Genomic DNA, 22,188 nt, shown 5'->3' with positions numbered 1-22,188 from the left:
ATGATGCACAGTGAGTAAACACAATGGCGCACACAGCGACGCCACCAGCGACAACGCTGTGAACACGTCCGGGCAGCACCTGTCCAGCCGTGTGATTACTCCGGAATCAGTGAAGGACATTGATTCGCCGGCAGATCAGACGTCACAAACCACTGAGGGAACATCCTCCGCGCCGAAGAATAAGAGCAACATTCCGGCGGTCATGGTGGCCATCATGTCCGCGATGCTGCTGGCAAGTTTGGACCAGATGTTGTTCTCGACGGCCTTTCCGACGATCGTCGGTGACCTTGGTGGCGTCGAGCACATGTCGTGGGTCATTACGTCCTACCTGCTGTGTCAGACGATTATGATGCCGATCTACGGCAAACTCGGCGATCAAATCGGCCGCAAACCGATCTTCGTCGGCGCGATCGCTATCTTCCTCATTGGGTCGATCATCGGTGGCCTCTCGCAGTCGATGGCGCAGCTGATTATCGGCCGCGGTATTCAAGGCCTCGGCGGTGGCGGACTCATGATCCTCTCGCAGGCGATTATGGCCGACGTCGTTCCTCCTCGTGAGCGCGGTAAGTACGCGGGCTGGATGGGCTCTGTTTTCGGTGTGTCCTCAGTGCTTGGCCCCGTCCTTGGTGGTTGGTTCACGGATGGCCCCGGATGGCGATGGGCTTTCTGGATTAACCTGCCGGTCGGCCTTCTTGCGGTTGCTATCGCGCTATTCGCTCTGAAGCTGCCGAAGCGCGGAACGGGCCTGAAGCTCGATTACTTCGGCATTATTTTCATGGCGACGTCCGCATCGTGCCTGATCCTCTTCACGTCGTGGGGCGGAAACCAGTACTCCTGGAGCTCACCCACGATCATCGGCTTGGAGATCGGAACCGTCGTTGCGGCCGCAATCTTCGTCTTCATCGAATTGCATGCTAAAGACCCGCTGATCCCGATGTCGCTGTTCAAGAACCGCAACTTTAACCTGGTCACCCTGGGCGGTCTGTGCGTCGGAATCGTGATGTTCGGCGTCATGAGCTACATGCCCACCTACTTCCAGATGGTTCACAACATGAACCCGACCACCTCTGGTTTCATGATGATCTCCATGATGGTCGGGCTGATGGGAACGTCCATCGGCTTGGGCAATGTTGTCACCCGAACCGGCAAATACCGGATCTATCCCCCGATCGGCATGCTCATCGTGGTTGCCTCCTGTGTGCTTCTGCACCGGATCACCGTTGATACGTCGCTGTGGTACCTCGGCCTGTGCCTCTTCATCATGGGTGTTGGCCTCGGCATGACGATGCAGATCCTGATCCTGGTGGTCCAGAACTCATTCCCGATCCAAAAGGTCGGCGTTGCCACAGGAAGCAACAACTTCTTCCGCCAGATCGGTTCGTCACTCGGCTCTGCTCTGGTCGGCGGGATTTTCACCAACCGCATTAGCGAACTGGTCGCGGACCGTATGCCGGCCGCCATGGCCCAACTTCCGCCGGAGGTGCAGCAGAAGTTCGCGCAACAATCCAGCGGGCTCGACGCCGATAGCCTCACTCCTGAGCTGGTGGGTTCGCTACCTGGTCCGCTCAAGGACATGTTTATGGGAGCCTACAACGACGCATTGACTCCGGTGTTCATCGTTGTGATCCCGTTCGCTGTTCTCGCGTTCATCTTGTTCGCCCTCGTCCGCGAAGAGAAACTGCGGAACTCGGTGTAAATACGTGGTGTAAATACAACGCTGCTATAGAACGGCCCCCTCGCGCGTCGGCACAACCCGTATTGTGTCGGCGCGCGATACTTTTTCGTCCGACGGTATTGCCCTGACCCAGGTTGTTCTACAGGAGTTTTTCGTAAATGGCGCACTGGCGGTATCGGTCCGACCACGGACCATAATCCATCCACCCGTGACGCTGGAGTGTGCCCACTTTCCTGAACCCCGCCTTCGCATGCAGCGCTTGAGACGCGGAGTTGTCCTCAAAAATCCATCCGGTGATGGTCCATGCGCCCCACTCCTTCGCCTTCGCGGCAGAGTGCTCCAGAAGCGCAGTACCCACTCCACGTCCCGACGCAGCCGGATCAATATAAATCGAGTCCTCTAAGAAACCAGTCAGGGACGGCCGATGATAGAACGGCATGAGCGCAACCCACCCAAGAATTGTCCCCTCATCTTCCGCGACGAAGCACAGCTCAGGGATCTTCTTGTCGACGAACTCCTCCCACGTGACCGGCGAGGCTTCATATGCACCGTTGCCTGTATTCAGCCCTGCCTGGTGGATACGTGCCACGTCTGGATAATCGTCGCGCGTCATAAGGCGGATAGTTCCTTTGAACGATGCTGTCATAGCGCTCTATTGTTCCATCCCGTCAAGCTATCGCGACGACCGCGCTGTGCGTCCCCGCACGATCCCGACGAGATTCTGTATGTCGCGGTTGTCACAAGACTGCAACCACACCATGGCCAGCTGCGTCGGACGCCCATCACTCAAAGCGACGTCTTTCACTCCTCGCTTATTAATCACCCTCAACAACGGGCGGGGCGCGATAACAACACCGACGTTCGCGGCAACAACCTCAAGCGCGGCACGAACGTCGGCAATATCAACCGGGAAATCAGGCGGCTGAGGTGCCCACATGATCTTCTCGTCCTCTAAATCCTGCGAGCTGACCTGCGGGAACAGCGCGATGGGGTTGTCCTTGGGTACTGCGACGCCGGGTTGTTCCTCGTATAGCTCAATGATGTGGATCGATTGACCCCTCGCTTCAGCATCCTTGACGACGCCCTCACGTCCGCGACTATCCATGCGGACGAACGCCACGTCGGCCTTCCCGTGCAGGACATAAGGAAGCGGATCGTCAGCGGCAGCGGACGCAATACGCACACGACGATTCGCACCACGCGACGCACCACCGTGGCGTTCATCAAACCTGCGGAACCATTTGTCGGGAAGAAGGCCCGGAACGAAGGCGACCTTGAGATATTCGGTCATGAACAGATCGTAACGTACGAGGCCCACGCCCGGCACGGTACGCGACTCGAATTGAAGAACGCCAACTCAGCACTGAGAGCGTCGGGATAGGAACCACTTATGCATTACTCTGGTGCGCATGAACGATACTCATTCGCACAGTGATCACACGCCCGGGGCGCAGCCATCAAGTACTCGCATGAAGCCTATGACGGCGGCGAAGAAGCTGAGTATTTTTCTCCCTGCGGCGCCTGAGGAGTTCCAGAAGACGGCACTTACCCATGATGAATTCGTGGGTTTACAGAACAATCCGCCTCAGTGGTTGAAAGATTTGCGGGCGAATGGGCCTCACCCTCGGGCAGAAGTCGCGCGGAAGCTCGGCGTCACTGCAGCAGCGTTGAAGCGCAATGACATGGATAAACCGCTCACCACTGCCGAAATTAACGATCTTCTTAGCGATCAACCCGAGTGGCTGCAGGAAGAGCGGAAGTCGTTGGCAGAGGAACGCGAGCGTCGTCACGCTGCCAACGAAAGCCATAAGTAATGCGTGTAGGGTAACGCAACTACCGCCCTTTGAACTGAGGTTTTCTCTTTTCGACGAAGGATCGCACTGCCTCTTGATGATCCTCCGTGAAAGCTAGCCGCGCTTGAGCATCCGCCTCCCGGGCGGCCGCGGACATCACAGCCTGTTCATCTCTCACCAGGCTTTTGATTTCGCAGAACGACTTCGTTGGGCCATTCGCCAACGCGAGGGCGAACGTGGTCGCGGCCTCGTCAGCTCGGTCGTCGTCGGTGACCTCGGTGACAAGTCCCAGGTCATACGCGCGCTCAGCTGTCAGCTGCTGGTCGCGACACAACAGATCCAGAGCCTTGGCAGGTCCGACGATGGATGTGAGCGTGTGGGAGAGCCCGCAATCGGAGGCCAATCCGACGCCAGCGAAGGACGCCGTGAAGGATGCTCCCCTGGAGGCAATGCGGAAGTCACAATTCAAAGCTAAGGACCACCCTGCGCCGGCCGCTGGTCCAGAAATAGCCGCAACAATAGGGACTTTGATACCGAGTAAGGCCTCAACCATGGGGTTGTATTCGTCGACAACCTTGCCCATTCCCTGCCCAGTGGACAAGTCCTGGAGATGCTCCTTCAGGTCTTGCCCGACGCAGAAAGACTTCCCCTCAGCGGTAAGAAGCACGGCGCGGACGCTCGGGTCAGTGGCCGCTTCAAACTCTTCGCGGAGACGCGTACGAAGTGCCTTATTGATGGCGTTATATCCCTCTGGCCGCCGCAGCGTGATCACACGCACAACGCCCGAGGCAGCCTCGGCCACACTGGTTGGTTGTCCTGTTTCAACATCCAGGTTATCGACGCCCACCACGTCGCGTTCGTCCGACATAACAGCCTTTCTGGTTGCCGTAGGGAATGCGGAGCCCGCTCACCGCACCGTGGTTTCGTCGTGCCTTACTTGCCAGCGCCCTTAGCGAGGCGACGAGCAATGATTTCCTTCATGATTTCGTTCGGGCCACCGTAGATTGGCTGCACGCGCGTATCCAGGTAATGCGTAGCAATCGGGTACTCCATCATGAAGCCGTAGCCACCATGCATTTGCAGCGCGTTGTTGACCACTTCGACCTGCAGGTCCGTGGTCCACCACTTAGCCATCGCCGCAGTCGTCTCATCCAGTTCGCCCTTGACTTTTGCCTCGATACAGGCGTCGACGAAGGACTGAGCAGCTTGGATCTTGGTTGCCATTTCGGCGAGCATCCACCCGTAGGCCTGGTGGTCAACCAGTCGTTTTCCGAACGTCTTACGGTCCTGGCTGTGCTGGTAAACGAGATCGAAAGCGCGGCGTGAAGTCGCTACAGAGCCAACGGCAATCGATAGCCGCTCTTGCGCCAAGTTGTGCCTCAGGTAACCGAAGCCGGCACCTTCCTCACCGAGGAGGTTCTCGGCGGGAACGGTGACGTTTTCAAAGGACAATTCCGCGGTGTCCTGCGCCTTAAGGCCGACTTTCTTCAGCGGCCCCGTCTTGGTGTACCCCTCCATACCGTCCTCAACAATGAGGAGCGAAACACCGGCGCGGCCCTTTTCAGGGTCAGTAACGGCCACGATAATCGTGAAATCTGCTTGGACACCATTGGAGATGAATGTCTTGGCACCATTCACGATGTAGTTGCCGTCGGCGTCTTTCTTAGCAAGCGTGCGGATTCCCGCCAGGTCAGCGCCGGCACCCGGCTCCGTCATAGCAATAGCGGCGATCTTCTCACCAGCACAAAGTGGACGCAGGAAGCGCTCTTTCTGCTCGTCATTGGCGAAGCGCTCGAGGTACGGAACGACCAAGTCATTGATCGTCTGCACGGAAACAATGACCGAACCGCAGTCAGACTGGGCCAGCTCTTCCGACAGGATGGCATTAAACCGCCAGTCGTCCATGCCTCCACCGCCGAATTTTTCGTCGGCAGTAATTCCTAAAAGTCCGAGTTCACCGGCTTTTTTGTACATATCGCGGTCGCAATAGCCCTGTTCATGCCACTGATCAACATGAGGGGTGATTTCCTTGGCGACGAAATCACGGGCGGTTTCACGAAACATCTTGTGCTCGTCATCGAAAATCGTGCGAGGTAAGAAGTTCTTCATGGGATGTGCGCTCCTTATCTGTCTTTGTTGCGATTAGCAGCAGTTTTCGAGGTCTGACAGTGACCGCGACGTGAACACTACTTTAGGTGGTAGGTCATGATTTACATGCGATCGTAACCCATGTCACAGATTTAGGAGTGCTATTTCTCAATCCCGACATGGTCAGATAAGAAGGCCGGGGGTAAAAATTACCCCCGGATTAGATTGGTCAAAATCCCACTGACCAGGCGATTTCAATTATTGATACAAATAAGTTGCTTAAATCATTGACGGATTGCTTTAGGTAAGGCTAAATTGAAGGTCGTACCGCAGCGGGATGTTCGAGAACGCTCTACCACCCGGGGACATCAGGGGTTCCCTAGGTAGGCGGAGCATCTCAGAGTGGTGCACAGTGATGAAAATCGATACTGGTTGTGCTGGTTCGATCGGCAAGGGTCATTCCTCTTCTCCCCTTCCTGATCTGCCTTCCCTCAGCGCTCGTCACCTCCTCCAGGCGCCGAGGACACCAGCACTGTCGTCGCCAATATCGACCTCCGGAATAGAAACGGCACTGTGATGGCCTCGTCAACCATCACAGTGCCGTTTCACTTATCAGAATCACAAGCTAGCGTACAGACGCACCTGCATGCTTCATATCTTCCACGGCCTTCGCGCTGGACTCAGGGGCGACACCTGCACATAAATCCGGGAGAAGGGTCACGGTAAATCCCTCCGCAATTCCATCGAGCACCGTCGCCTTCGCGCAGAAATCTGTCGCGATCCCGCAGACGTCGATCGACTCGATCCCCTGCTTACGCAACCAGGGGCCTAGCCTCTCTGGTTGCCCGCCGCCCGAGGCCTCGTCGGTTCCTTCTAGATAGCCCTCGAAACCGCTATAGGCAGCTTCGTACTCGCCCTTCAGGAACCAATAGTCGACAGATGAAACGTCGAGGTTGGGGTGCGACTCAGCCCCCGAGGTGCCGACCTTGCAGTGGACGGGCCACGTCTCGACGAAATCGGGCTCCACACCGGGTGGTGCAAAGTGCGAACCAGGGTCGATGTGCCAGTCCTTAGTTCCCACAATGAAGTCATACTTGGCGGCCACGTCCGGACGCTGGACATACTCGGAGATTCCCGTGGCCACGGTGTCACCGCCCTCGCAGGCCAAGGCACCACCTGGGCAGAAATCATTCTGAACGTCGACAATGACTAAGCATCGGTGTGTGCGTAAGGAACTATTCGTATCGCGCATGATTACATCAGTGTCCAATCTTCCAGGCCGTCATAGAGGGGGAACTTCGCAGCTAGGGCCTCAACCCGCTGACGTAACTCATCGCGGACTTCGTCGGACTTGCCTTGATGGCCGCTGATCAGCGTCTCCGCGATAATGTCGGCAACTTCCCCAAATGCTTCTTGATCAAATCCGCGGGTCGCCAGGGCCGACGTCCCGATCCTGAGTCCAGAGGTGACCATGGGCGGACGCGGATCAAAGGGCACCGCATTGCGGTTCACCGTGATTCCCCCATCATGGAGGGCATCCTCAGCTTCCTGGCCATTTAACGACGAATGACGCAGGTCAACGAGGACGAGGTGAACATCGGTACCGCCGGTGAGGACGTCGATACCCGCCTCACCCGCATCGTCCTGAGTCAGACGGTTGGCCAAAATACGGGCTCCGGCGATGGTTCGTCGCTGACGATCCCGGAATTCCTCTGATCCCGCAATTTTCATCGCGACAGCTTTCCCGGCAATCGCGTGCATCAAAGGACCACCCTGCTGGCCTGGGAAAACAGCCGAGTTGATCTTCTTGAAGAGGTCGAGATCATTCGTCAGGATCATTCCCGACCGAGGACCACCCAAGGTCTTATGAATCGTCGTAGAGACAACATCCGCGTACGGAACCGGAGATGGGTGCAGACCCGCAGCCACCAACCCCGCGAAGTGGGCCATATCCACCCACAATGTGGCGCCCACCTCATCGGCGATCTCCCGGAACGCCGCGAAATCCTCATGCCGTGGGTAGGCGGACCAACCAGCAATAATGACGGAGGGCTTTTCCTCCAGAGCCTGCTGGCGGACCTTCTTCATGTCGATGGTCATGGTCGTGGGGTCTACCTCATAAGCGACCGCGTTATACAGCTTTCCGGAGAAGTTGAGCTTCATTCCGTGGGTCAAATGTCCCCCGTGCGCTAAGGAAAGGCCCAGGATCGTGTCGCCCGGCTTCGCGATGGCCATCAGCACGGCCGCATTCGCCTGAGCACCGGAATGGGGCTGCACATTGGCGTACTTCGCGCCGAACACCTCCTTGGCACGGTCCCTGGCGAGGTCCTCAATGATGTCCACATTTTCGCAGCCACCGTAGTACCGACGCCCCGGGTATCCCTCCGCATATTTGTTCGTCAGCACCGAGCCTTGGGCTTGAAGGACCGCTCGGGGAACGAAATTCTCACTCGCAATCATCTCGAGCGTGTTCCGTTGGCGGCTCAATTCGCCGGCAATGGCGTCGGCAACCTCGGGGTCGAGCTGGGATAAAGGCTGATTAAGTAGCTGATCAGGGGTATTAGCGGTTGACGGGGTCGTGCGTGATGAAGAATTACTCATGAAGGCCCTTCCTCGCTGGGGATGGCGTGTGTGCAGAACTACCCCATAGCTTAATGGGAGTATCGATTATGTACCCCACTTATGAGATAGGTCATTCGGCGGGGCACAATGGAAGACATGTCACGTGCGACTGAATCCAGCCCCTATCTGGAATTCAACAGACACCAATGGAAACGCTTGCGCATGTCTCAACCTCAGGTGCTGACCGAAGCCGAGGTCAAAGAGCTCCGCGGTGTGGGTGAGAACATTGCGCTGGATGAAGTGACCGAGGTTTATCTGCCGTTATCGCGTCTCATCCATCTTCAGGTGGAGGCCCATCAACGGTTGGGGCAGGCGACAGCGACGTTCTTGGGGGAAGATGTTCCCCATATCCCTTTCATCATTGGTATTGCAGGGTCCGTCGCCGTCGGTAAATCGACGACAGCTCGTTTGTTGCAGAGGTTGCTTCAGCGGTGGGATTCTCATCCGAAGGTTGATCTGGTCACAACGGACGGCTTTCTTTATCCCACTGCCGAGTTAACGCGACGCGGTACTTTGGATCGAAAGGGATATCCCGAAAGTTTTAACCGCCGTGCATTGTTGCGGTTTATTACCGACGTGAAAGCCGGCTCCCGTAACGTTCGCGTACCGGTGTATTCCCACGAGTTGTATGACATTGTTCCCGATACGTTTATTACTGTTGACCGGCCGGATATTTTAATTATTGAAGGGCTCAATGTTCTTCAAACAGGCCCGACGTTGATGGTGTCTGATTTCTTTGAATTTAGCGTTTATGTCGATGCCCATCCCCGTGACATTGAACAATGGTATGTGGATCGCTTTTTGCAATTGCGACATATCTCATTTTCCGATCCCGACGCGCACTTCCACCATTTTGCCGAACTTGACGACGACACCGCCATCCGAGAAGCCCGTGAAATCTGGCAACGGGTCAATTTGCCGAACTTGACGGAAAATGTCTTGCCGACGCGACCCCGCGCGTCTTTGGTGCTCATGAAGGGCGAAGATCACTCTGTGCAGCGCGTTCGCATGCGTAAAGTGTGATGATTGACACGTGTTACCGGCCGAACCGACGGTTCCGTCGTGAAAAGTCGCGTAATGCGCGGAGAAAATCGACCCGTCGAAAAGCTGGCCAATACGTGTCAGTGAACCAAATCTCCGAATATGCCGATTGCCACAAAAGGAAACCTGACAACCGCTGTTCCCCGGACGTGCGGATAACAAGATCCGGATCAGGCTGGCCAGAGGTGTACAAGTGGTCAGAGATTCCTTGTACGGTGATTGCTTCCGCTATGTCGTCAAGAGAGAACCGCTGGTCATCCCCCAATTCGCTGGCCTTGGACGAGGACGCCGAATCAACCTGATGGGCGCCTTCGTCGTCCTTCGCCGAGGATTCCCGAGATGCCTCATGCTTCTCTTTAACCCGGTCTTCCAACAAGGACCTCACGGCGTCAACTATTTCCTGCCGGCCACCATAACCAACGGCCATATTGACGCAGACTCCGGTATGGTCAGCGGTCGCTTTTTCATTCGCCGCAAGACGGTCAGTGAGCGCATCGGGAAGGATATCGCGGTGGCCCACCACACGAAGCCGTGCGTTTAACTTCGATTTCGCCAATTCATCGGACACATCCCCAATGATTCTGTACAAAAGTTCCAGCTCAGCCTTATCGCGGTGGAGGTTCTCCGTGCTCAGCAGGTAAATAGTGACAAGTTCAACCCCTCGTTCACCGGACCACTGAACAAGCTCACTGATTTTCTTCGCGCCGACGCGGTGGCCGTGACTCACGTCGATAAACCCGGCTTCCCGCGCCCACCGTCGGTTACCGTCGCACATGACGGCGATGTGCCGGGGTACGGGCTTCCCCTGAAGTGCCCTCACCAAGCTGGCCTCGTACAACGGATAGGTCGCCATGAGGGCAACGCGTTTACATGCGGCACGAGCACGTTTCCCAGCTTGGCGCACTGATGACACCAGCCGGCTTTCGGGCGCGCGGCCATCATCGCAGCGAGTGTTGGGCGGAATAGTCACGCTCATATGGTACGCCTATCTGCTGTGTCCCCTCGTGTGAACGGCACGGGCGAGTTCATCGAACGCACTCACCGTGGCATCCCACCCCATGCAGGCGTCGGTTATTGATTGGCCATATTTCAAAGCCTCTTTCCCATGCCGACGGATCATGTCCTCATCGTGGGTCTGTTTGCCTGGGACCAGGAAGGATTCCATCATCACACCATTGATTCCCGGTTCACTCTCAGCGATCCGTTCAGCAATATCAGTGACGACGGCACGCTGGCGGATGTGGTCTTTGCCAGAATTTCCGTGTGACGCGTCGATAGTCACTGCCGGGTGCAGGCCGGCTGCTGTGAGCCGATCAGTGGCGGTGAGGACGCTCTCTGTTCCGTAATTCGGCCCGGATTCGCCGCCGCGGAGAATCACATGGCCGTCCGCGTTGCCGGTAGAGCTAATCACTCCGACGCGACCGTCGTCATCCGCCCCGACGAAACGATGGGCCGCCGATGCCGCCCGAATCGCATCAATGGCCTGCTGAATACTGCCGTCAGTGGCGTTTTTGAATCCGATGGGCATGGGCAGCGATGACGCTAATTGGCGGTGTACTTGGCTCTCGACGGTCCGCGCTCCGATGGCGCCCCAGGAGACAGCGTCGTAGATGTAGCTCGTTGCGAGCGGTTCCACAAACTCGGTGGCCGTCGGCAACCCCAAGGAAAGAACGTCGCGAAATACTTCTCGCTCTAGAGCCAAACCCCGGGTGATATCCCCACTCCCGTCGAGGTCGGGGTCGTTGACAAGCCCTTTCCATCCCACCGTTGTGCGAGGCTTTTCGCCATACACCCTCATGACGATGAAGAGGCGGTCGGAATAACGTCGTGCCTGCTCAGCAAGCCGGGTGGCGTAGTCATAGGCTGCATCGCGGTCGTGAATCGAACACGGGCCGACGATAACGAGCAAACGATGGTCCCGCCCGTGAATAATGTTCGCGATAGTTCGCCGGCTCGACTCGACTAACCGGCGGGCATCCACATCCAAATCAATGTCGTGTCGGAGTTCCCGAGGCGACGGTAAAAGGCGAACAGGTGAGACGTCGGTACGCGGAGCAGATGTGACGGTCGCGGCATTATGCGATGCGACAGGCGAGGTTCCAGAAATAGGGCGCATAAGAAAAGTAAACGATCGTAGCTAGATTCTATTTATCCGTTGTTCCGTCTGCTTTTTTCGACCGCGATTGTGTCGGCCGTGATTTATGTTTCAATCGAACTTCCGGAAAACGCGAATTCGCATTGACGTCTTGTAGACCTTTTTTGGCCATACGGCGATCGATTTCTTCGGCGTCAAAGACGTCGATGCCCTCTTTCTCGGCGAATGCGCGGCGTCGGTTTAAATTTTTAATTCGCTTCGTCGCTGAACGGCCAAGAATAATAACGACGACTAAAAGCGCAATGAGTATAAGAAGACCCACCGGTGACGCTTTACCGAATTCAGGCCCCAGCGGACCGCCCTTTTCCTGCTGGGCGAGGATCCCTCCCGTAGTAACCGCCAGGTGAGTAGACATCGTAGAGAGTTTCGCCCCGCCGAGAGACACCAACTCTGCTGCTACGTGATATCCCATGATCACTGCCACTACTCCTGCTCCTTTTTCATGACCGTCCGACTAACCACGCGGCGCTTCCGCCGCAACCGAAAAACGCAGCGGGGAAAAGACACAGCGGATTAGCCTCGGGAATAGTGTACGTCGTTGCGCCCAACCTGTGACATCACCGTCGAAAAGCGATGTCATCGACGGTGGCCGTGATATCGACGGCGCGCGCACTAAAGCGGGGTGACGATCTATCGCGACAGGCTAGTCGTCGTCGCCCTGGGAATATTCTTGGCGAGCAGCTTCGGACACCATCCCCGGAACATTGTCCGGCTGGTGATCAGGATCGATGCCAGCAAACAGATCGTTTTCCGGAAGCGACGTGTCCACGCGGCTGGCAGCCAACTCGAATTCCTCAGTCGGCCACACTCTTCTCTGGTCCTCAGGCGAAACCGCGAACCACCGGCTGTGCGGATCGATTTGCGTGGCATGAGCGCGGAGTGCGTCGTCGCGTTTGTGGAAGAAATCTGCCACATTGACTTGTGTGGTCACCCGTTCCATCAAATCCGGCCACTCATCGGCTTTATCGACGCGGTCCTGGTACGGGCTAGGCAGTCCGCGATTAATGAAGTCGTTGTGAAGGGCAAGGAACCGGCTCTTCACGAATCCGTGGGTGTAGTACATTTTCGACACGACCCACGGCTCGCCCTTTTCTGGGTGGAAGTCCGGGTCCCCGGCGCGCAACCATGCGCGGACAGATACCGCGTGGGTCTTGATGTGGTCGGGATGAGGGTATCCACCGTTTTCGTCGTACGTGATCATGACGTGCGGGCGGAAATCACGAATGACCTCAACGACGTCTGCCGTGGCTTCCTCTGTATTAGCTAATGCGAATGAGCCCTCCGGCAGCGGTGGCAGCGGGTCACCCTCAGGCAGACCGGAGTCGACATAACCTAACCAGCGCTGCTTAATTCCCAGAATTTCGGCAGCTTTGGCCATTTCTTTCTTACGCAATTCAATCATGTTCTCGCGGACCTCGGGGCGGTCCATGGCAGGGTTAAGGATCGAGCCACGCTCGCCACCAGTGCAGGTCAAGACCATAACTTCATTGCCTTCATTGGCGTACCGGGCTAACGTCGCTGCCCCTTTACTAGATTCATCATCCGGGTGTGCGTGAATTGCTAAGAGCCGAAATCCGGTCATGACATATCCTCCGAGTTTGTTAATAAATTAATTGGGCTCGTTGAGCCGCTGATAGCTGTGGTGAGCCACTGGTGTACGAGCTTAACGCGCTCACACCATCGGGTATAACCAAGATATTTGGTACCAGCAAGAAATCCACATAAGGGTTGCAAACAAAGTTGATATCCAAAGTTGATAACACGAAATGGTTGTCACCAGGACGGTGCAATTGCCCGCGACTACCCCATGGCCAACCTGCAACACTCATTTCTGTGATATCACTTTTTACGTCGAATGTCGGCGGTTTTCAACTAGCGCTGCGACGCTATCCCCTGCAGCTCTATCATCGGTAACTCCTGTCGTACTATAGGAGACATGACCGACCAGGATTCCCAGTCGCCCACAAGCCAGACCATCGAAGAACAACGTTATGGCTCATCACGGTCGGCATCGATCTCCGGCAAAGTCATCATTATCGGCGTTGTTCTCGTGCTGGTCATCAGCGGTTTATACATGTGGAATCAGTGGCGCAACGAGTCCTCCCCCGACGTCTCTATTTCGTCGGCAGGTTTTGACCGCCCCAACGATTCGCTCCTGAATTTTACTGTCGACGTCACACGTGACGACGCTTCTCGCGCAGCGTATTGCATCGTGACCGCGCTGGATTACGACAAAAACGAGGTCGGGCGTCGGGAGTTTATGATCCCGTCGGGTGGCGAGAAGACCGAGCGCTTTAAGGTGGCCATTCCCACACGTGCTCGAGCGGTCGCCGGGAAAGAATATGGGTGCTCAACGGAGATTCCGGGCTATCTCGACGGTTCGGACACATAAGCCGCCGTCGTTGGCTTTGAATCCACCATCTCAGTGGTACCATGCACTGCGTTATACGAATCGAAGCATTTTATCTTCATGGAATCTTCATAGACCGCAACGATTGAGAGGCTGAATAAACATGGCTGAGGATACAAACACCCGTTGGCTAACCCAAGAAGCCTACGACCGTCTGAAGAAGGAACTCGACGATCTTAAAGCTAACCGCCCCGTCATCGCTGCCGAGATCAACGAGCGCCGCGAAGAGGGAGACCTGAAAGAGAACGGCGGTTACCACGCAGCTCGCGAGCAGCAGGGGCAAGAGGAAGCCCGCATCGCTTACCTCGAAGAGCTACTCGATTCCGCAACGATCGGCGAAGCACCTTCCCAAAGCGGTGTTGCCCTCGTCGGTTCCGTTGTCCACGTGTACTACGACGGTGACGAGGATGACACTGAAACCTTCCTCATCGGTACCCGCGGTGTTCATTCATCCAACACCGACCTGGAAACCTACTCCACCGACGCCCCGCTCGGCGCGGCTATCGTCGGAGCGAAAGAGGGAGAAACTCGCGAATACCAGACTCCCAATGGTTCGACGGTTTCGGTCACGATCGTCAAGGCCGAGCCATACGACGAGTCGAAGAAGTAATTCTTTACCGCGTCTTTAACAGCGACGCGAAAAGCCCTCCGTGAATGGTTACGGAGGGCTTTCTTGTTGCCAGAACACTGAGTCGGATTCTCGATGTATCTGTTCTCTCGGTGTGCCTGGCGTCTCAATATCTCGATATCAAAAATGCCGGCCAACGAACGATGCTGGCCGGCACGTTCCCCACCACGAAGAACCGCGGTGGGATCAATGATCTTGCGCTAGTTCCTGTTCGCGTACGACAGCAGGCGGAGGATCTCGGTGTAGAGCCAGACCAACGTCACGGCCAACCCGAGGGCAACTCCCCACGCCATCTTGGACGGTGCACCTGCGCGAACCAGTTGATCAGCGGTGTCAAAGTCCTGCAGGAAGCTCAGCGCAGCCAAGCCGATGCACAGCAGCGAGAAACCGATGGCTAGCGGGCCACCGTCGGTAAGAGGGTTGTGGCCAGTGAAGACGGCGAGCAGCATGTTGCCTAGCGCCAGAACCAGCACACCAACGAGTGCACCCAGCATGATTCGGTTGAACTTCGGGGTGACGCGGATGGCTCCGGTCCGGTAAACGATCAGCATGCCGATGAACACGCCGATGGTGCCCAACACGGCTTGACCGATGATGGTGCCGGCATTCGCGCCACTGACCATAACATTCGCAAAGACGCTGGTCAGCCCACCAACAAAGAGGCCTTCGAAAGCGGCATAAAGAAGAGTAACGACGGGTGAGCCGAACTTTTTACCGAACGTCGACACCATGACCATGATGAGTCCACCGATCGCACCAACCATGGTCAGCAGGCTGGAGACCTGGGGGTTCGACAGGGACAGCATGTAGTTGATGACGGCGCCGACGATAATGACCCCGAGCGTAATGCTGGTCTTGACGATAACGTCGTCAATGGTCATTCCGCGCTCTGCAGTTGTGCCCTGGGCCTGCTGCTGCATGGTCTGTTGACCGAACTGCTGGGCACCAGCCATCGATGCACCCCGCTGGCCGAACTGCTGGGCGTCTTGGCCTTGGCCGAATACGTACTCGCCTTGACTGGAACGGGCTTCACGCTTCCGTTCTTCCGTCAGAGAGCTGAAGTATGGATTTGAACTACGCACGGGGGGTAAATCCTTTCATCGTGCACTTAACTCATTAAGCGTCATCGTGGTGACCACTATAGGTGATCACCATATTTGCGTTAACTATCTTCGCCACCACGCGGTATCTCAGAGCCGAGCTGAACTCAACAGATGAGGCTCGGCTGGCACCTGCGTTGCCGAAGACAGATACAACGGCTCGTCGTTAAGAGTAACGGACAAAGTAGAAGGTTTGTTCCCGCCCCTTATCAGAAAAGACGGAATAACCAAGAAACCGCTGTGCCCCCATAACGGTTTAGAGCGACGAGGCGATGTAGAGTACGGGGCTTACCCACCGCGAAACCACTTACACAGCAAGCGGTAACGAACCTCAGCATTTACGATATATCCGACGAGATTACGAAGTCACAAAAACACGTTAAGGAAACGAAAACACTATGCACCTTTCCCGCTCCACCGTCGTACTCAGTTCCGCTGTCGTTGCCGCGACGTTGGTTCTTACTAGCTGTTCTCACGACAACTCATCGTCATCAACGTCAACATCGCTCGTGACCACGTCTCCGTCGTCATCCTCGCCTTCTCTGTCACCGTCCTCTGAGTCCCCTTCTTCAGAAGAGCCAAAGAGCGCCGAGAACCCAGATGAGAAAGACGAACCTACCAAAGAGAACGACAACAAAGACAATAAAGACGGAGATAAAGGCACAGAGAACAAGAACAAGGCGGAGAACAAGCTGAACAACAACAAGATTGACGACAATAAACCTAAAGATAATCCCGCCCCGCCTGCTGCGCCAGCCCCGGCACCTAATAACGATGGTGGCAACCAGCAAGCCGAGGCGCAAAACCAGCAGCCGAGCCAAGAAGATACACAGCCCAGTGAGACTTATCATTTGCAGCCGTGGGAAAACTTCACCGTAAAATATCCCGTCGTGGAAAACTCTCCGTGCGGTCCAGAACTTGATCGCGGGGCCACTGGACAAACAGAACAAGGAAAGCCACTCCGATGTTCAGACAGCACCAACCCCAAGTGGGTCCCCTGGAAATAACATCGCTCGGGGAAATTGACCCGTAAAATCTCCGTAAAGAGAGGGGTAGTCGGTATGAATTAGCTCGCAGGGGGTGGTATCTAACCGGGGGTTAATATATGTTAGACATGTCGCCGTCGAACTCGTTTAACCTGCATCGACTAGGTAGACGTGCGGTGGCGTGCCCATCCCTCTGAAAGGACACCGTAATGAAGAATACAAAGGCTATCCTCGGTAGTCTGGCCCTCGCAGGTGCACTCACCGTCGGAGCTCCAGCTGCGCACGCGGCAGAAGCTCCGTCAACTCCTGCTGCAGCTTCAACACAACAGGAGGAATCCGCAACCTCCTCAGGGCAGCAAAAGGACGTCGGCACTGATGGTGCTGAGCACAAGGCTTATGTTGCCAAGTGCACGCTCAGCACACTCGGTGGAACGCTTACCGGAATCTTGACAGGCGCTACCGCCGGCACTGTCTTCGGCCCCGGTGTTGGCAATATTGTTGGCGCAGTTATCGGTGGCCTTGGCGGAGGCATCACCGGTGGCCTAGCCGGCTGCCTACCTGCCGAGGACAACGCTGCCAAATAAAATCGATTCAGGATTCACGATCAAGTGAGTTCGATTCCATACCGCCCACTGTGGGCGGTTTTTGTTTTGAAAGAAGTTTTCTTAGATTTGTTTTGTGCCGTCAGAAAGGTTCCCACTTTTAGAGGCGTAATAAACAGGATTTCAAGTACGATCCGCCTAGTTAGCAGTTATTCATCGTTAATGTGCCCATTGCCCGGCAAATGATGAACCAAGTCTTCTTTACCAATAATTGCCATTCATAAATGGCGGTTATCATTAGGAACGGCGTGTAGCGAGATTCAGCATTGCCGGTTCGGCGGTATCCTCAGACCCTCCGAAAATCGATAGCTCGTTCTACATTATCTTCCGAGAATATGAGGTCGCGTCCGTTTGCCGGCACCTTTTAGCCACCACAATCTCCACCAGGTCATAAACGGGGGAGAATTGCCGGACAAGAATACCCCCATTAGACGTTCGAAACATTCACTTTTACTTAGCACTACCACCTCGAACACGAGCTAGCCTGCATACTTGCGTTCACAACAGTACAAGTGAAGCGCTGATGCGACGGGAAAAGACGTAAAGCTGACATTTTCTCAGCTAACGTCCTGACTATCCCGGGCGAATATAGAGTTGCCAGGCTGATCCACTGCCCCTAACCCCTGGGGTATAGCTGAAGCAATAGGTGTACTTATCCACCTAATTCAGGTGTGGACAGCGCAACAAAGGAACACCTAATCATGCCCAAACGACTTCAAGGCGTCGCCCTCGCCGCACTACTCACAGCGCTATCTCTTTCGGCTTGTACCGACAACGGCGGAAACGACACAAAGTCCTCTTCCGTAGCGACGGCGGCATCAACCAGCTCGGCACCTGCCTCGTCCAGCAGCAAACCATCCGAACCAACACAAGCCGGAAATCCTGCCGCTAATCCGTCGGCTGAACCAACAGAGGAACCCGCTGTCACACAAACTCAGACTCAGTCTGATGGCGTCATTGGCTACACCGGGGCACCAGGGTTTGATCACCCACATCTTCTCAACAAGACAATTAGCAGCTGCGGAAATCCCCAACTACACGAAACCGGAACCACATTTTTCACCGACGGGACCTCAGGGTGGACGCAGCACTGTGCCACCCAAATGACAAACCAGCGGCCCGTAACCACCCAACCACCGCAGGTTGGGCCAAGCTCTGGAGAGATCCAAAGCTGGTGGATGGACTGTATCTCATCCCACGATGAACAGTACTGCCGAGACACCGACCCCTACCAGTAATCCATTACGAAAGAGAGAGCTTCTCATGAAGATCGTCCCCACAAACACAAAGACCGGTAAGGACAAAGCTATCGTTGTTGCCTGGTGGCTAATGGCATTATTCGCGATTATCAGCTTGTTTACTGGTGGCAACGCATCCAGCAGGATGGGCGGATTTTTATTCTTCGCTATCATCGCTGCACTTCTCTCCTACGTCGCCGCTCGCCGTATTCAGGATCAACAGTCTGGGGAGCACACACCAAGAAACTGGAAGGTCGTTGCACCGGTGGCTGCCATCGCGCTAATCGCCGCTATGGCAATTGGTGGATCCGGCAGTGACACAAACGCGAAAGATAGCAGTACAGCTACCACAGGGAAAAGCGCTTCCACGGAGCCTCCAACCCAGGAGGTTGCAAATGATACTGCCGACGCAGTAGCTCCAAATCCTGCCCCACAAGAAACTTCCACAAAGGTCTCGGCTCCAACGACAGACAGTGGTAAATCATCCTCCTCTGCTGAACAGAAGAAGGCGCTAGCTAAAGCCAAGGTCTACACCACAATGGCGGGTTTTTCTAAGGACAAACTCTACGAGCAGTTGACCAGTGATTACGGGGAAAAATTCTCGCCTGACGCTGCGCAATATGCGGTCGATCACGTAGACGTCGATTGGAATGAACAAGCGCTGAAATCCGCGAAAAACTACGAGAAAACGATGAATATGTCTCGTGACGCGATCTACGACCAACTGACCAGCGATTACGGGGAAAAATTCACTCCTGACCAAGCATAATACGCAATCGATCACCTTCACTAGTTTGAGAGTTTTCCGACAAACAGAATCACAGAAGAAGGAATTGCAATGCAATGTACACAATGCTACAGCGATAATGTTCAAATAAGCATGATTCAAGAGGCGGGAAGAGTACGTCATACCGGCGTAGGAATCGCAGGTCACACGAACAACGCTGCACGTGGCCTCATGGCCGTGTCCACGCTGGGAATGTCGAATCTCGTCTGGAAGAAATCAAAAGGTGGCAGCTCTCAAAAATTTAAAAATCGAAAGATGTGCGTCTGCCAGGACTGTGGGCACAGTTGGAGAATTAAATAACCCTGTGCCACAGAAAACCTTCGATCTCATGACCAGCCAATCACGTGATTATGCCGGGGCAAGCATCACCGGCGAAAGCACCGACTAAGACCCCGAGCATCACAAAACAGCTATGGCTTATCTCTGTGATGTGCACGGTTCATCTACAGATGACTGAGAGCCCACCTCCTAGTCGGGCTCGCCCCCTTTCCCGCACTGGCGGCGGGCCTGAAGACGGTGCGGCAATTTTTCTGGATCACCGTGCAAACCGTCATGGGCACTATCAATACTGGTGAAGCAGTCATTTGAACTTATTCACACATGGCTCAGTTCTTTCTCATGAGATCACCGAATGACAAGCAGAACTTGCCCCGGAAAGCAACAGCGAACGTTGTACTGTGACTCACCACGGCCTGATACACATTGCGTTCAACGACGGTCCAGAAGAAGGATTGAAATTTTTCGACAAACAGGCTGTTCGGGGCCACAGTGTAAGCTACATCCCCACGCGGTGGATAAGGCACTAATAAAGCTCGGAGGGGATCTCAATCCCGGGCAAACACAATAGAATAAGGAACAGTTCATTAAATTTCGGTACGGTATGAACCATGAATACGATCCGAATGATCCTGAGGAGCATGTCTCAGATCAGCATGGACCAAACTTCACGGATCAAACAAGCGGAGAGCGAAGCACACCAGAGAAACGCAACTCGGACATTCCGTGCATACCGCAAGATCGACCGAACAATTCAGAACCGGATCACTCAGGCTTACCTGGATTTATAATGCGAATCCTGCACGCGTCGAAATGGAGCAATACAGTGGGCCTACTCCACATTCGTCGGAAATAAAGCGGCTTAATGGCATTGAGCCTCTGTTGGTGAACCCGAAACAAATAACCGAGCCCCGCTCACAGCCCATGTGCTCTATCCGTGACAAACATAGAAGAAACGGACGAAATAGCACGTCAGAGGCACTAATTCTTTACGATCGATTCCGCGTTCCGCCCCCATATAAACCACACAATCGGCCCCAGGATGGGGAAGGCGAATGTAACAACAATCCAGATTATTTTTCCAAAAACGGTATAGCGGCTCGATGACACGATTGAGACCAGACCGCCAATAAAGATCACGAGCGGGATCGCAATAAGCACTACCACCCCAATCAACAGCGCCACTGATCCCCAGTCTTCGCTAGTGGCGGCTATGGTTACTAAAGACAATCCGAAAATAATTAAAACCCTTTTCCTAAGACAGTCAAATCAATCGACCATAAGCAATGTAAACGGTTGAGCCCCACACTAACCAAGGTCATGAGGGGATTAAAGTGGAACGAGGATTAGACTCCTACGAACTACACCATGTTCTCCCCTAACACGACTGTCGAGTCGAGGGGGTGCCCAGGGGTAAAACGGTACGGACCCGGCAGCTTCGCAGTTAACGATCTAATCGGCCCCTACGAATACAAGAGTGCAGAGCTAATATACTGCTCCTAACCAGGGACGATAGCCTACGAACTAAACGTCGCGGCACATCTCATTGAAGTGTGGCGCGAAGACTTTCATAGCTCACCACTAAGACCGGAGACTCTCACCCATGTTCGGCCAAAAGTCAGCCACGATTAAACAGCTGAAGCGACAGAACGAGCTATTAGCACAACAAATCCAAGGCACTGACAACAAACTCAATCGCACCGGACAGGAACTAATCAATCAAACTGAAGACGGCCAAGTCCTGTACGTCTCGTCGAGAAAACACCGAAAGCTATTCAACGTCGGATCAACGGCCAACAACCATCACATTTGATCGTTCACGACGCATGGCTAGCCGCTGACAAGGAAAACTTGTCCAACCTGTTCAACCCAATCACAAGTGTGGGCACACCACGAAAGGAACATCTCACCATGCGTAAACAACTTGTGGGCGCCACCCTCACCGCCCTAGTTGTGGCACTACCGCTTACCGCTTGCACCTCACAAAACACCGCACAAACTGCAGAAGAAGCAGCATCAACAGCCACCACCGCACTGCCCTCAACTACCAGTCCCGGCAGCGACACGCCCACCTCAGAACAGGACAACCCCAAAAAAGAAACGCAAACGAGCCAAAACAAAGCGGACAACGTCGACAAGCACTCCGACAGCCACAAACAAGAAAACAACAAAACCGCACAGAACCACGCACAGCAGCCATCCACTGGCCAACACGCTACGCAAAAGAAAACTGTGGAAACCCAAGCAGCCGGATTCCACAAAGCACCACCAGCAACGCAGACCACAGATAACAGCGGCTCAACCTACCAACCAGAAGACATCGAACCCGGCGAAACTCCCACCATGCAACGCCACATGCACCTCAAGCCTGAAGACATAGACCCCGACTTGGCTAACTACACCGGCCCAACCTACGGCGTGACCAATGTGACAGAAGGAGCATATTGCACCAACTATGGAGCCGGAAGCACTGGAACCACAGCAGACGAAAAGAATTTGGTGTGCATTGTCCGCGTAGGTGAAGAAAATCCTCAATGGAGCCCCTACTAAACCGACTACAAGGGCACACTGGCCACCCGAAGTCGCATTCGGTTTTGCACAGGGTGGGCCATACTCAACTCTCGAAACCGCGACACCGAACAAAGACGCTGTACAGTTGCGTTCGAGGGCAATTTCGACTGAGTAGGACAGACTACGGCCGGTCTATTTCGCGTAGAACCAAAATAGAACCACAAACGCTTAAAACCCCGACTTGACAAACAAAAAATACCCCCTGACCTGCAACAA

General features: G+C 54.9%; 23 protein-coding genes. 11 read left to right on the top strand and 12 right to left on the bottom strand.

Annotation, left to right across the window (positions count from 1 at the left end):
* Nucleotides 1-10: 10 nt before the first annotated feature.
* The gene (locus tag CKROP_RS02850) at nt 11-1,696 is read left to right on the top strand and encodes an MDR family MFS transporter (protein ID WP_012731234.1); all 1,686 of its coding nucleotides are present in this window, start codon (nt 11-13) and stop codon (nt 1,694-1,696) included.
* 118 nt (nt 1,697-1,814) lie between these two features.
* Here CKROP_RS02850 and CKROP_RS02845 read toward each other — a convergent pair whose 3' ends face one another.
* On the bottom strand, nt 1,815-2,321 hold the full coding sequence (locus CKROP_RS02845) for a GNAT family N-acetyltransferase (protein ID WP_041628767.1): 507 nt from the start codon (nt 2,319-2,321) through the stop codon (nt 1,815-1,817).
* Between the two features lie 27 nt (nt 2,322-2,348).
* Complete coding sequence (locus CKROP_RS02840) at nt 2,349-2,966, bottom strand: LysR family transcriptional regulator substrate-binding protein (RefSeq protein WP_012731232.1); 618 nt, start codon at nt 2,964-2,966, stop codon at nt 2,349-2,351.
* Nucleotides 2,967-3,144: 178 nt separating this feature from the next.
* Here CKROP_RS02840 and CKROP_RS02835 point away from each other — a divergent pair, with 178 nt between their 5' ends.
* Nucleotides 3,145-3,489 (top strand): DUF5997 family protein, encoded by a 345-nt coding sequence (locus tag CKROP_RS02835; RefSeq protein WP_041629173.1) that lies wholly within the window; start codon nt 3,145-3,147, stop codon nt 3,487-3,489.
* Nucleotides 3,490-3,508: 19 nt separating this feature from the next.
* Here the strand turns inward: CKROP_RS02835 and CKROP_RS02830 are convergent, their stop codons facing one another.
* The 4 genes from CKROP_RS02830 to glyA form a co-directional block, all read right to left on the bottom strand.
* Nucleotides 3,509-4,336 (bottom strand): enoyl-CoA hydratase/isomerase family protein, encoded by an 828-nt coding sequence (locus CKROP_RS02830; RefSeq protein WP_012731230.1) that lies wholly within the window; start codon nt 4,334-4,336, stop codon nt 3,509-3,511.
* A gap of 65 nt (nt 4,337-4,401) precedes the next feature.
* The gene (locus tag CKROP_RS02825; protein ID WP_012731229.1) at nt 4,402-5,577 is read right to left on the bottom strand and encodes an acyl-CoA dehydrogenase family protein; all 1,176 of its coding nucleotides are present in this window, start codon (nt 5,575-5,577) and stop codon (nt 4,402-4,404) included.
* A gap of 604 nt (nt 5,578-6,181) precedes the next feature.
* Complete coding sequence (locus CKROP_RS02820; RefSeq protein WP_012731228.1) at nt 6,182-6,808, bottom strand: isochorismatase family protein; 627 nt, start codon at nt 6,806-6,808, stop codon at nt 6,182-6,184.
* A 2-nt stretch (nt 6,809-6,810) separates the two neighbouring features.
* A complete protein-coding gene (glyA, locus tag CKROP_RS02815) occupies nt 6,811-8,157 on the bottom strand; it encodes a serine hydroxymethyltransferase (RefSeq protein ID WP_012731227.1) in 1,347 nt (448 codons plus the stop codon).
* A 117-nt stretch (nt 8,158-8,274) separates the two neighbouring features.
* Here glyA and coaA point away from each other — a divergent pair, with 117 nt between their 5' ends.
* Nucleotides 8,275-9,201 carry a type I pantothenate kinase gene (gene coaA / locus CKROP_RS02810; protein ID WP_041629171.1) on the top strand — a complete coding sequence of 309 codons (927 nt, stop codon included), beginning with the start codon at nt 8,275-8,277 and terminating at the stop codon, nt 9,199-9,201.
* 13 nt (nt 9,202-9,214) lie between these two features.
* Here coaA and uppS read toward each other — a convergent pair whose 3' ends face one another.
* The 4 genes from uppS to mca form a co-directional block, all read right to left on the bottom strand.
* On the bottom strand, nt 9,215-10,072 hold the full coding sequence (uppS, locus tag CKROP_RS02805) for a polyprenyl diphosphate synthase (RefSeq protein WP_052292454.1): 858 nt from the start codon (nt 10,070-10,072) through the stop codon (nt 9,215-9,217).
* A 132-nt stretch (nt 10,073-10,204) separates the two neighbouring features.
* A complete protein-coding gene (locus CKROP_RS02800; protein ID WP_012731224.1) occupies nt 10,205-11,335 on the bottom strand; it encodes a 3-deoxy-7-phosphoheptulonate synthase in 1,131 nt (376 codons plus the stop codon).
* Between the two features lie 28 nt (nt 11,336-11,363).
* Complete coding sequence (locus CKROP_RS11565) at nt 11,364-11,798, bottom strand: hypothetical protein (RefSeq protein ID WP_012731223.1); 435 nt, start codon at nt 11,796-11,798, stop codon at nt 11,364-11,366.
* Between the two features lie 219 nt (nt 11,799-12,017).
* On the bottom strand, nt 12,018-12,956 hold the full coding sequence (gene mca / locus CKROP_RS02790) for a mycothiol conjugate amidase Mca (protein WP_012731222.1): 939 nt from the start codon (nt 12,954-12,956) through the stop codon (nt 12,018-12,020).
* 354 nt (nt 12,957-13,310) lie between these two features.
* Between mca and CKROP_RS02785 the strand changes: the two genes are divergently transcribed.
* Together CKROP_RS02785 and greA are read left to right on the top strand one after the other, a co-directional pair.
* The gene (locus CKROP_RS02785; RefSeq protein WP_012731221.1) at nt 13,311-13,766 is read left to right on the top strand and encodes a DUF4307 domain-containing protein; all 456 of its coding nucleotides are present in this window, start codon (nt 13,311-13,313) and stop codon (nt 13,764-13,766) included.
* A 121-nt stretch (nt 13,767-13,887) separates the two neighbouring features.
* Entirely contained in the window at nt 13,888-14,394 is a 507-nt protein-coding gene (gene greA / locus CKROP_RS02780; protein WP_012731220.1) for a transcription elongation factor GreA, read from the top strand.
* 218 nt (nt 14,395-14,612) lie between these two features.
* Here greA and CKROP_RS02775 read toward each other — a convergent pair whose 3' ends face one another.
* Entirely contained in the window at nt 14,613-15,494 is an 882-nt protein-coding gene (locus CKROP_RS02775; RefSeq protein ID WP_012731219.1) for a Bax inhibitor-1/YccA family protein, read from the bottom strand.
* 416 nt (nt 15,495-15,910) lie between these two features.
* Between CKROP_RS02775 and CKROP_RS02770 the strand changes: the two genes are divergently transcribed.
* From CKROP_RS02770 to CKROP_RS02750, 5 genes are all read left to right on the top strand, one after another.
* Nucleotides 15,911-16,519, top strand: coding sequence for a hypothetical protein (locus CKROP_RS02770; RefSeq protein ID WP_012731218.1), 609 nt, complete (start codon nt 15,911-15,913; stop codon nt 16,517-16,519).
* 188 nt (nt 16,520-16,707) lie between these two features.
* Complete coding sequence (locus CKROP_RS10585) at nt 16,708-17,082, top strand: hypothetical protein (RefSeq protein WP_012731217.1); 375 nt, start codon at nt 16,708-16,710, stop codon at nt 17,080-17,082.
* Nucleotides 17,083-17,801: 719 nt separating this feature from the next.
* Nucleotides 17,802-18,338, top strand: coding sequence for a hypothetical protein (locus CKROP_RS11290; protein ID WP_148209626.1), 537 nt, complete (start codon nt 17,802-17,804; stop codon nt 18,336-18,338).
* Nucleotides 18,339-18,363: 25 nt separating this feature from the next.
* Nucleotides 18,364-19,107 carry an Ltp family lipoprotein gene (locus CKROP_RS11670; RefSeq protein ID WP_052292338.1) on the top strand — a complete coding sequence of 248 codons (744 nt, stop codon included), beginning with the start codon at nt 18,364-18,366 and terminating at the stop codon, nt 19,105-19,107.
* A 905-nt stretch (nt 19,108-20,012) separates the two neighbouring features.
* Nucleotides 20,013-20,192, top strand: coding sequence for a hypothetical protein (locus tag CKROP_RS02750; RefSeq protein WP_041628764.1), 180 nt, complete (start codon nt 20,013-20,015; stop codon nt 20,190-20,192).
* Between the two features lie 190 nt (nt 20,193-20,382).
* Here CKROP_RS02750 and CKROP_RS11665 read toward each other — a convergent pair whose 3' ends face one another.
* Nucleotides 20,383-20,541 carry a PLDc N-terminal domain-containing protein gene (locus CKROP_RS11665; protein WP_272867025.1) on the bottom strand — a complete coding sequence of 53 codons (159 nt, stop codon included), beginning with the start codon at nt 20,539-20,541 and terminating at the stop codon, nt 20,383-20,385.
* A gap of 771 nt (nt 20,542-21,312) precedes the next feature.
* Here CKROP_RS11665 and CKROP_RS02735 point away from each other — a divergent pair.
* Nucleotides 21,313-21,951, top strand: coding sequence for a hypothetical protein (locus CKROP_RS02735; RefSeq protein WP_012731212.1), 639 nt, complete (start codon nt 21,313-21,315; stop codon nt 21,949-21,951).
* The last annotated feature ends 237 nt before the right edge of the window (nt 21,952-22,188 follow it).

The organism is Corynebacterium kroppenstedtii DSM 44385, assembly GCF_000023145.1.
Taxonomy (GTDB): Bacteria; Actinomycetota; Actinomycetes; order Mycobacteriales; family Mycobacteriaceae; genus Corynebacterium; species Corynebacterium kroppenstedtii.
Note: the sequence above shows the minus strand (reverse complement) of the source record. Positions and strands in the feature narration are given on the sequence as shown.

Coding starts and splice junctions, on each gene's coding strand:
- CKROP_RS02845 (WP_041628767.1), bottom strand. CDS start 2,321: ATGACAGCATCGTTCAAAGGAACTATCCGCCTTATGACGCGCGACGAT.
- CKROP_RS02840 (WP_012731232.1), bottom strand. CDS start 2,966: ATGACCGAATATCTCAAGGTCGCCTTCGTTCCGGGCCTTCTTCCCGAC.
- CKROP_RS02835 (WP_041629173.1), top strand. CDS start 3,145: ATGAAGCCTATGACGGCGGCGAAGAAGCTGAGTATTTTTCTCCCTGCG.
- CKROP_RS02830 (WP_012731230.1), bottom strand. CDS start 4,336: ATGTCGGACGAACGCGACGTGGTGGGCGTCGATAACCTGGATGTTGAA.
- CKROP_RS02825 (WP_012731229.1), bottom strand. CDS start 5,577: ATGAAGAACTTCTTACCTCGCACGATTTTCGATGACGAGCACAAGATG.
- CKROP_RS02820 (WP_012731228.1), bottom strand. CDS start 6,808: ATGCGCGATACGAATAGTTCCTTACGCACACACCGATGCTTAGTCATT.
- glyA (WP_012731227.1), bottom strand. CDS start 8,157: ATGAGTAATTCTTCATCACGCACGACCCCGTCAACCGCTAATACCCCT.
- coaA (WP_041629171.1), top strand. CDS start 8,275: ATGTCACGTGCGACTGAATCCAGCCCCTATCTGGAATTCAACAGACAC.
- uppS (WP_052292454.1), bottom strand. CDS start 10,072: ATGGCGACCTATCCGTTGTACGAGGCCAGCTTGGTGAGGGCACTTCAG.
- CKROP_RS02800 (WP_012731224.1), bottom strand. CDS start 11,335: ATGCGCCCTATTTCTGGAACCTCGCCTGTCGCATCGCATAATGCCGCG.
- mca (WP_012731222.1), bottom strand. CDS start 12,956: ATGACCGGATTTCGGCTCTTAGCAATTCACGCACACCCGGATGATGAA.
- CKROP_RS02785 (WP_012731221.1), top strand. CDS start 13,311: ATGACCGACCAGGATTCCCAGTCGCCCACAAGCCAGACCATCGAAGAA.
- greA (WP_012731220.1), top strand. CDS start 13,888: ATGGCTGAGGATACAAACACCCGTTGGCTAACCCAAGAAGCCTACGAC.
- CKROP_RS02770 (WP_012731218.1), top strand. CDS start 15,911: ATGCACCTTTCCCGCTCCACCGTCGTACTCAGTTCCGCTGTCGTTGCC.
- CKROP_RS10585 (WP_012731217.1), top strand. CDS start 16,708: ATGAAGAATACAAAGGCTATCCTCGGTAGTCTGGCCCTCGCAGGTGCA.
- CKROP_RS11290 (WP_148209626.1), top strand. CDS start 17,802: ATGCCCAAACGACTTCAAGGCGTCGCCCTCGCCGCACTACTCACAGCG.
- CKROP_RS11670 (WP_052292338.1), top strand. CDS start 18,364: ATGAAGATCGTCCCCACAAACACAAAGACCGGTAAGGACAAAGCTATC.
- CKROP_RS02750 (WP_041628764.1), top strand. CDS start 20,013: ATGAATACGATCCGAATGATCCTGAGGAGCATGTCTCAGATCAGCATG.
- CKROP_RS02735 (WP_012731212.1), top strand. CDS start 21,313: ATGCGTAAACAACTTGTGGGCGCCACCCTCACCGCCCTAGTTGTGGCA.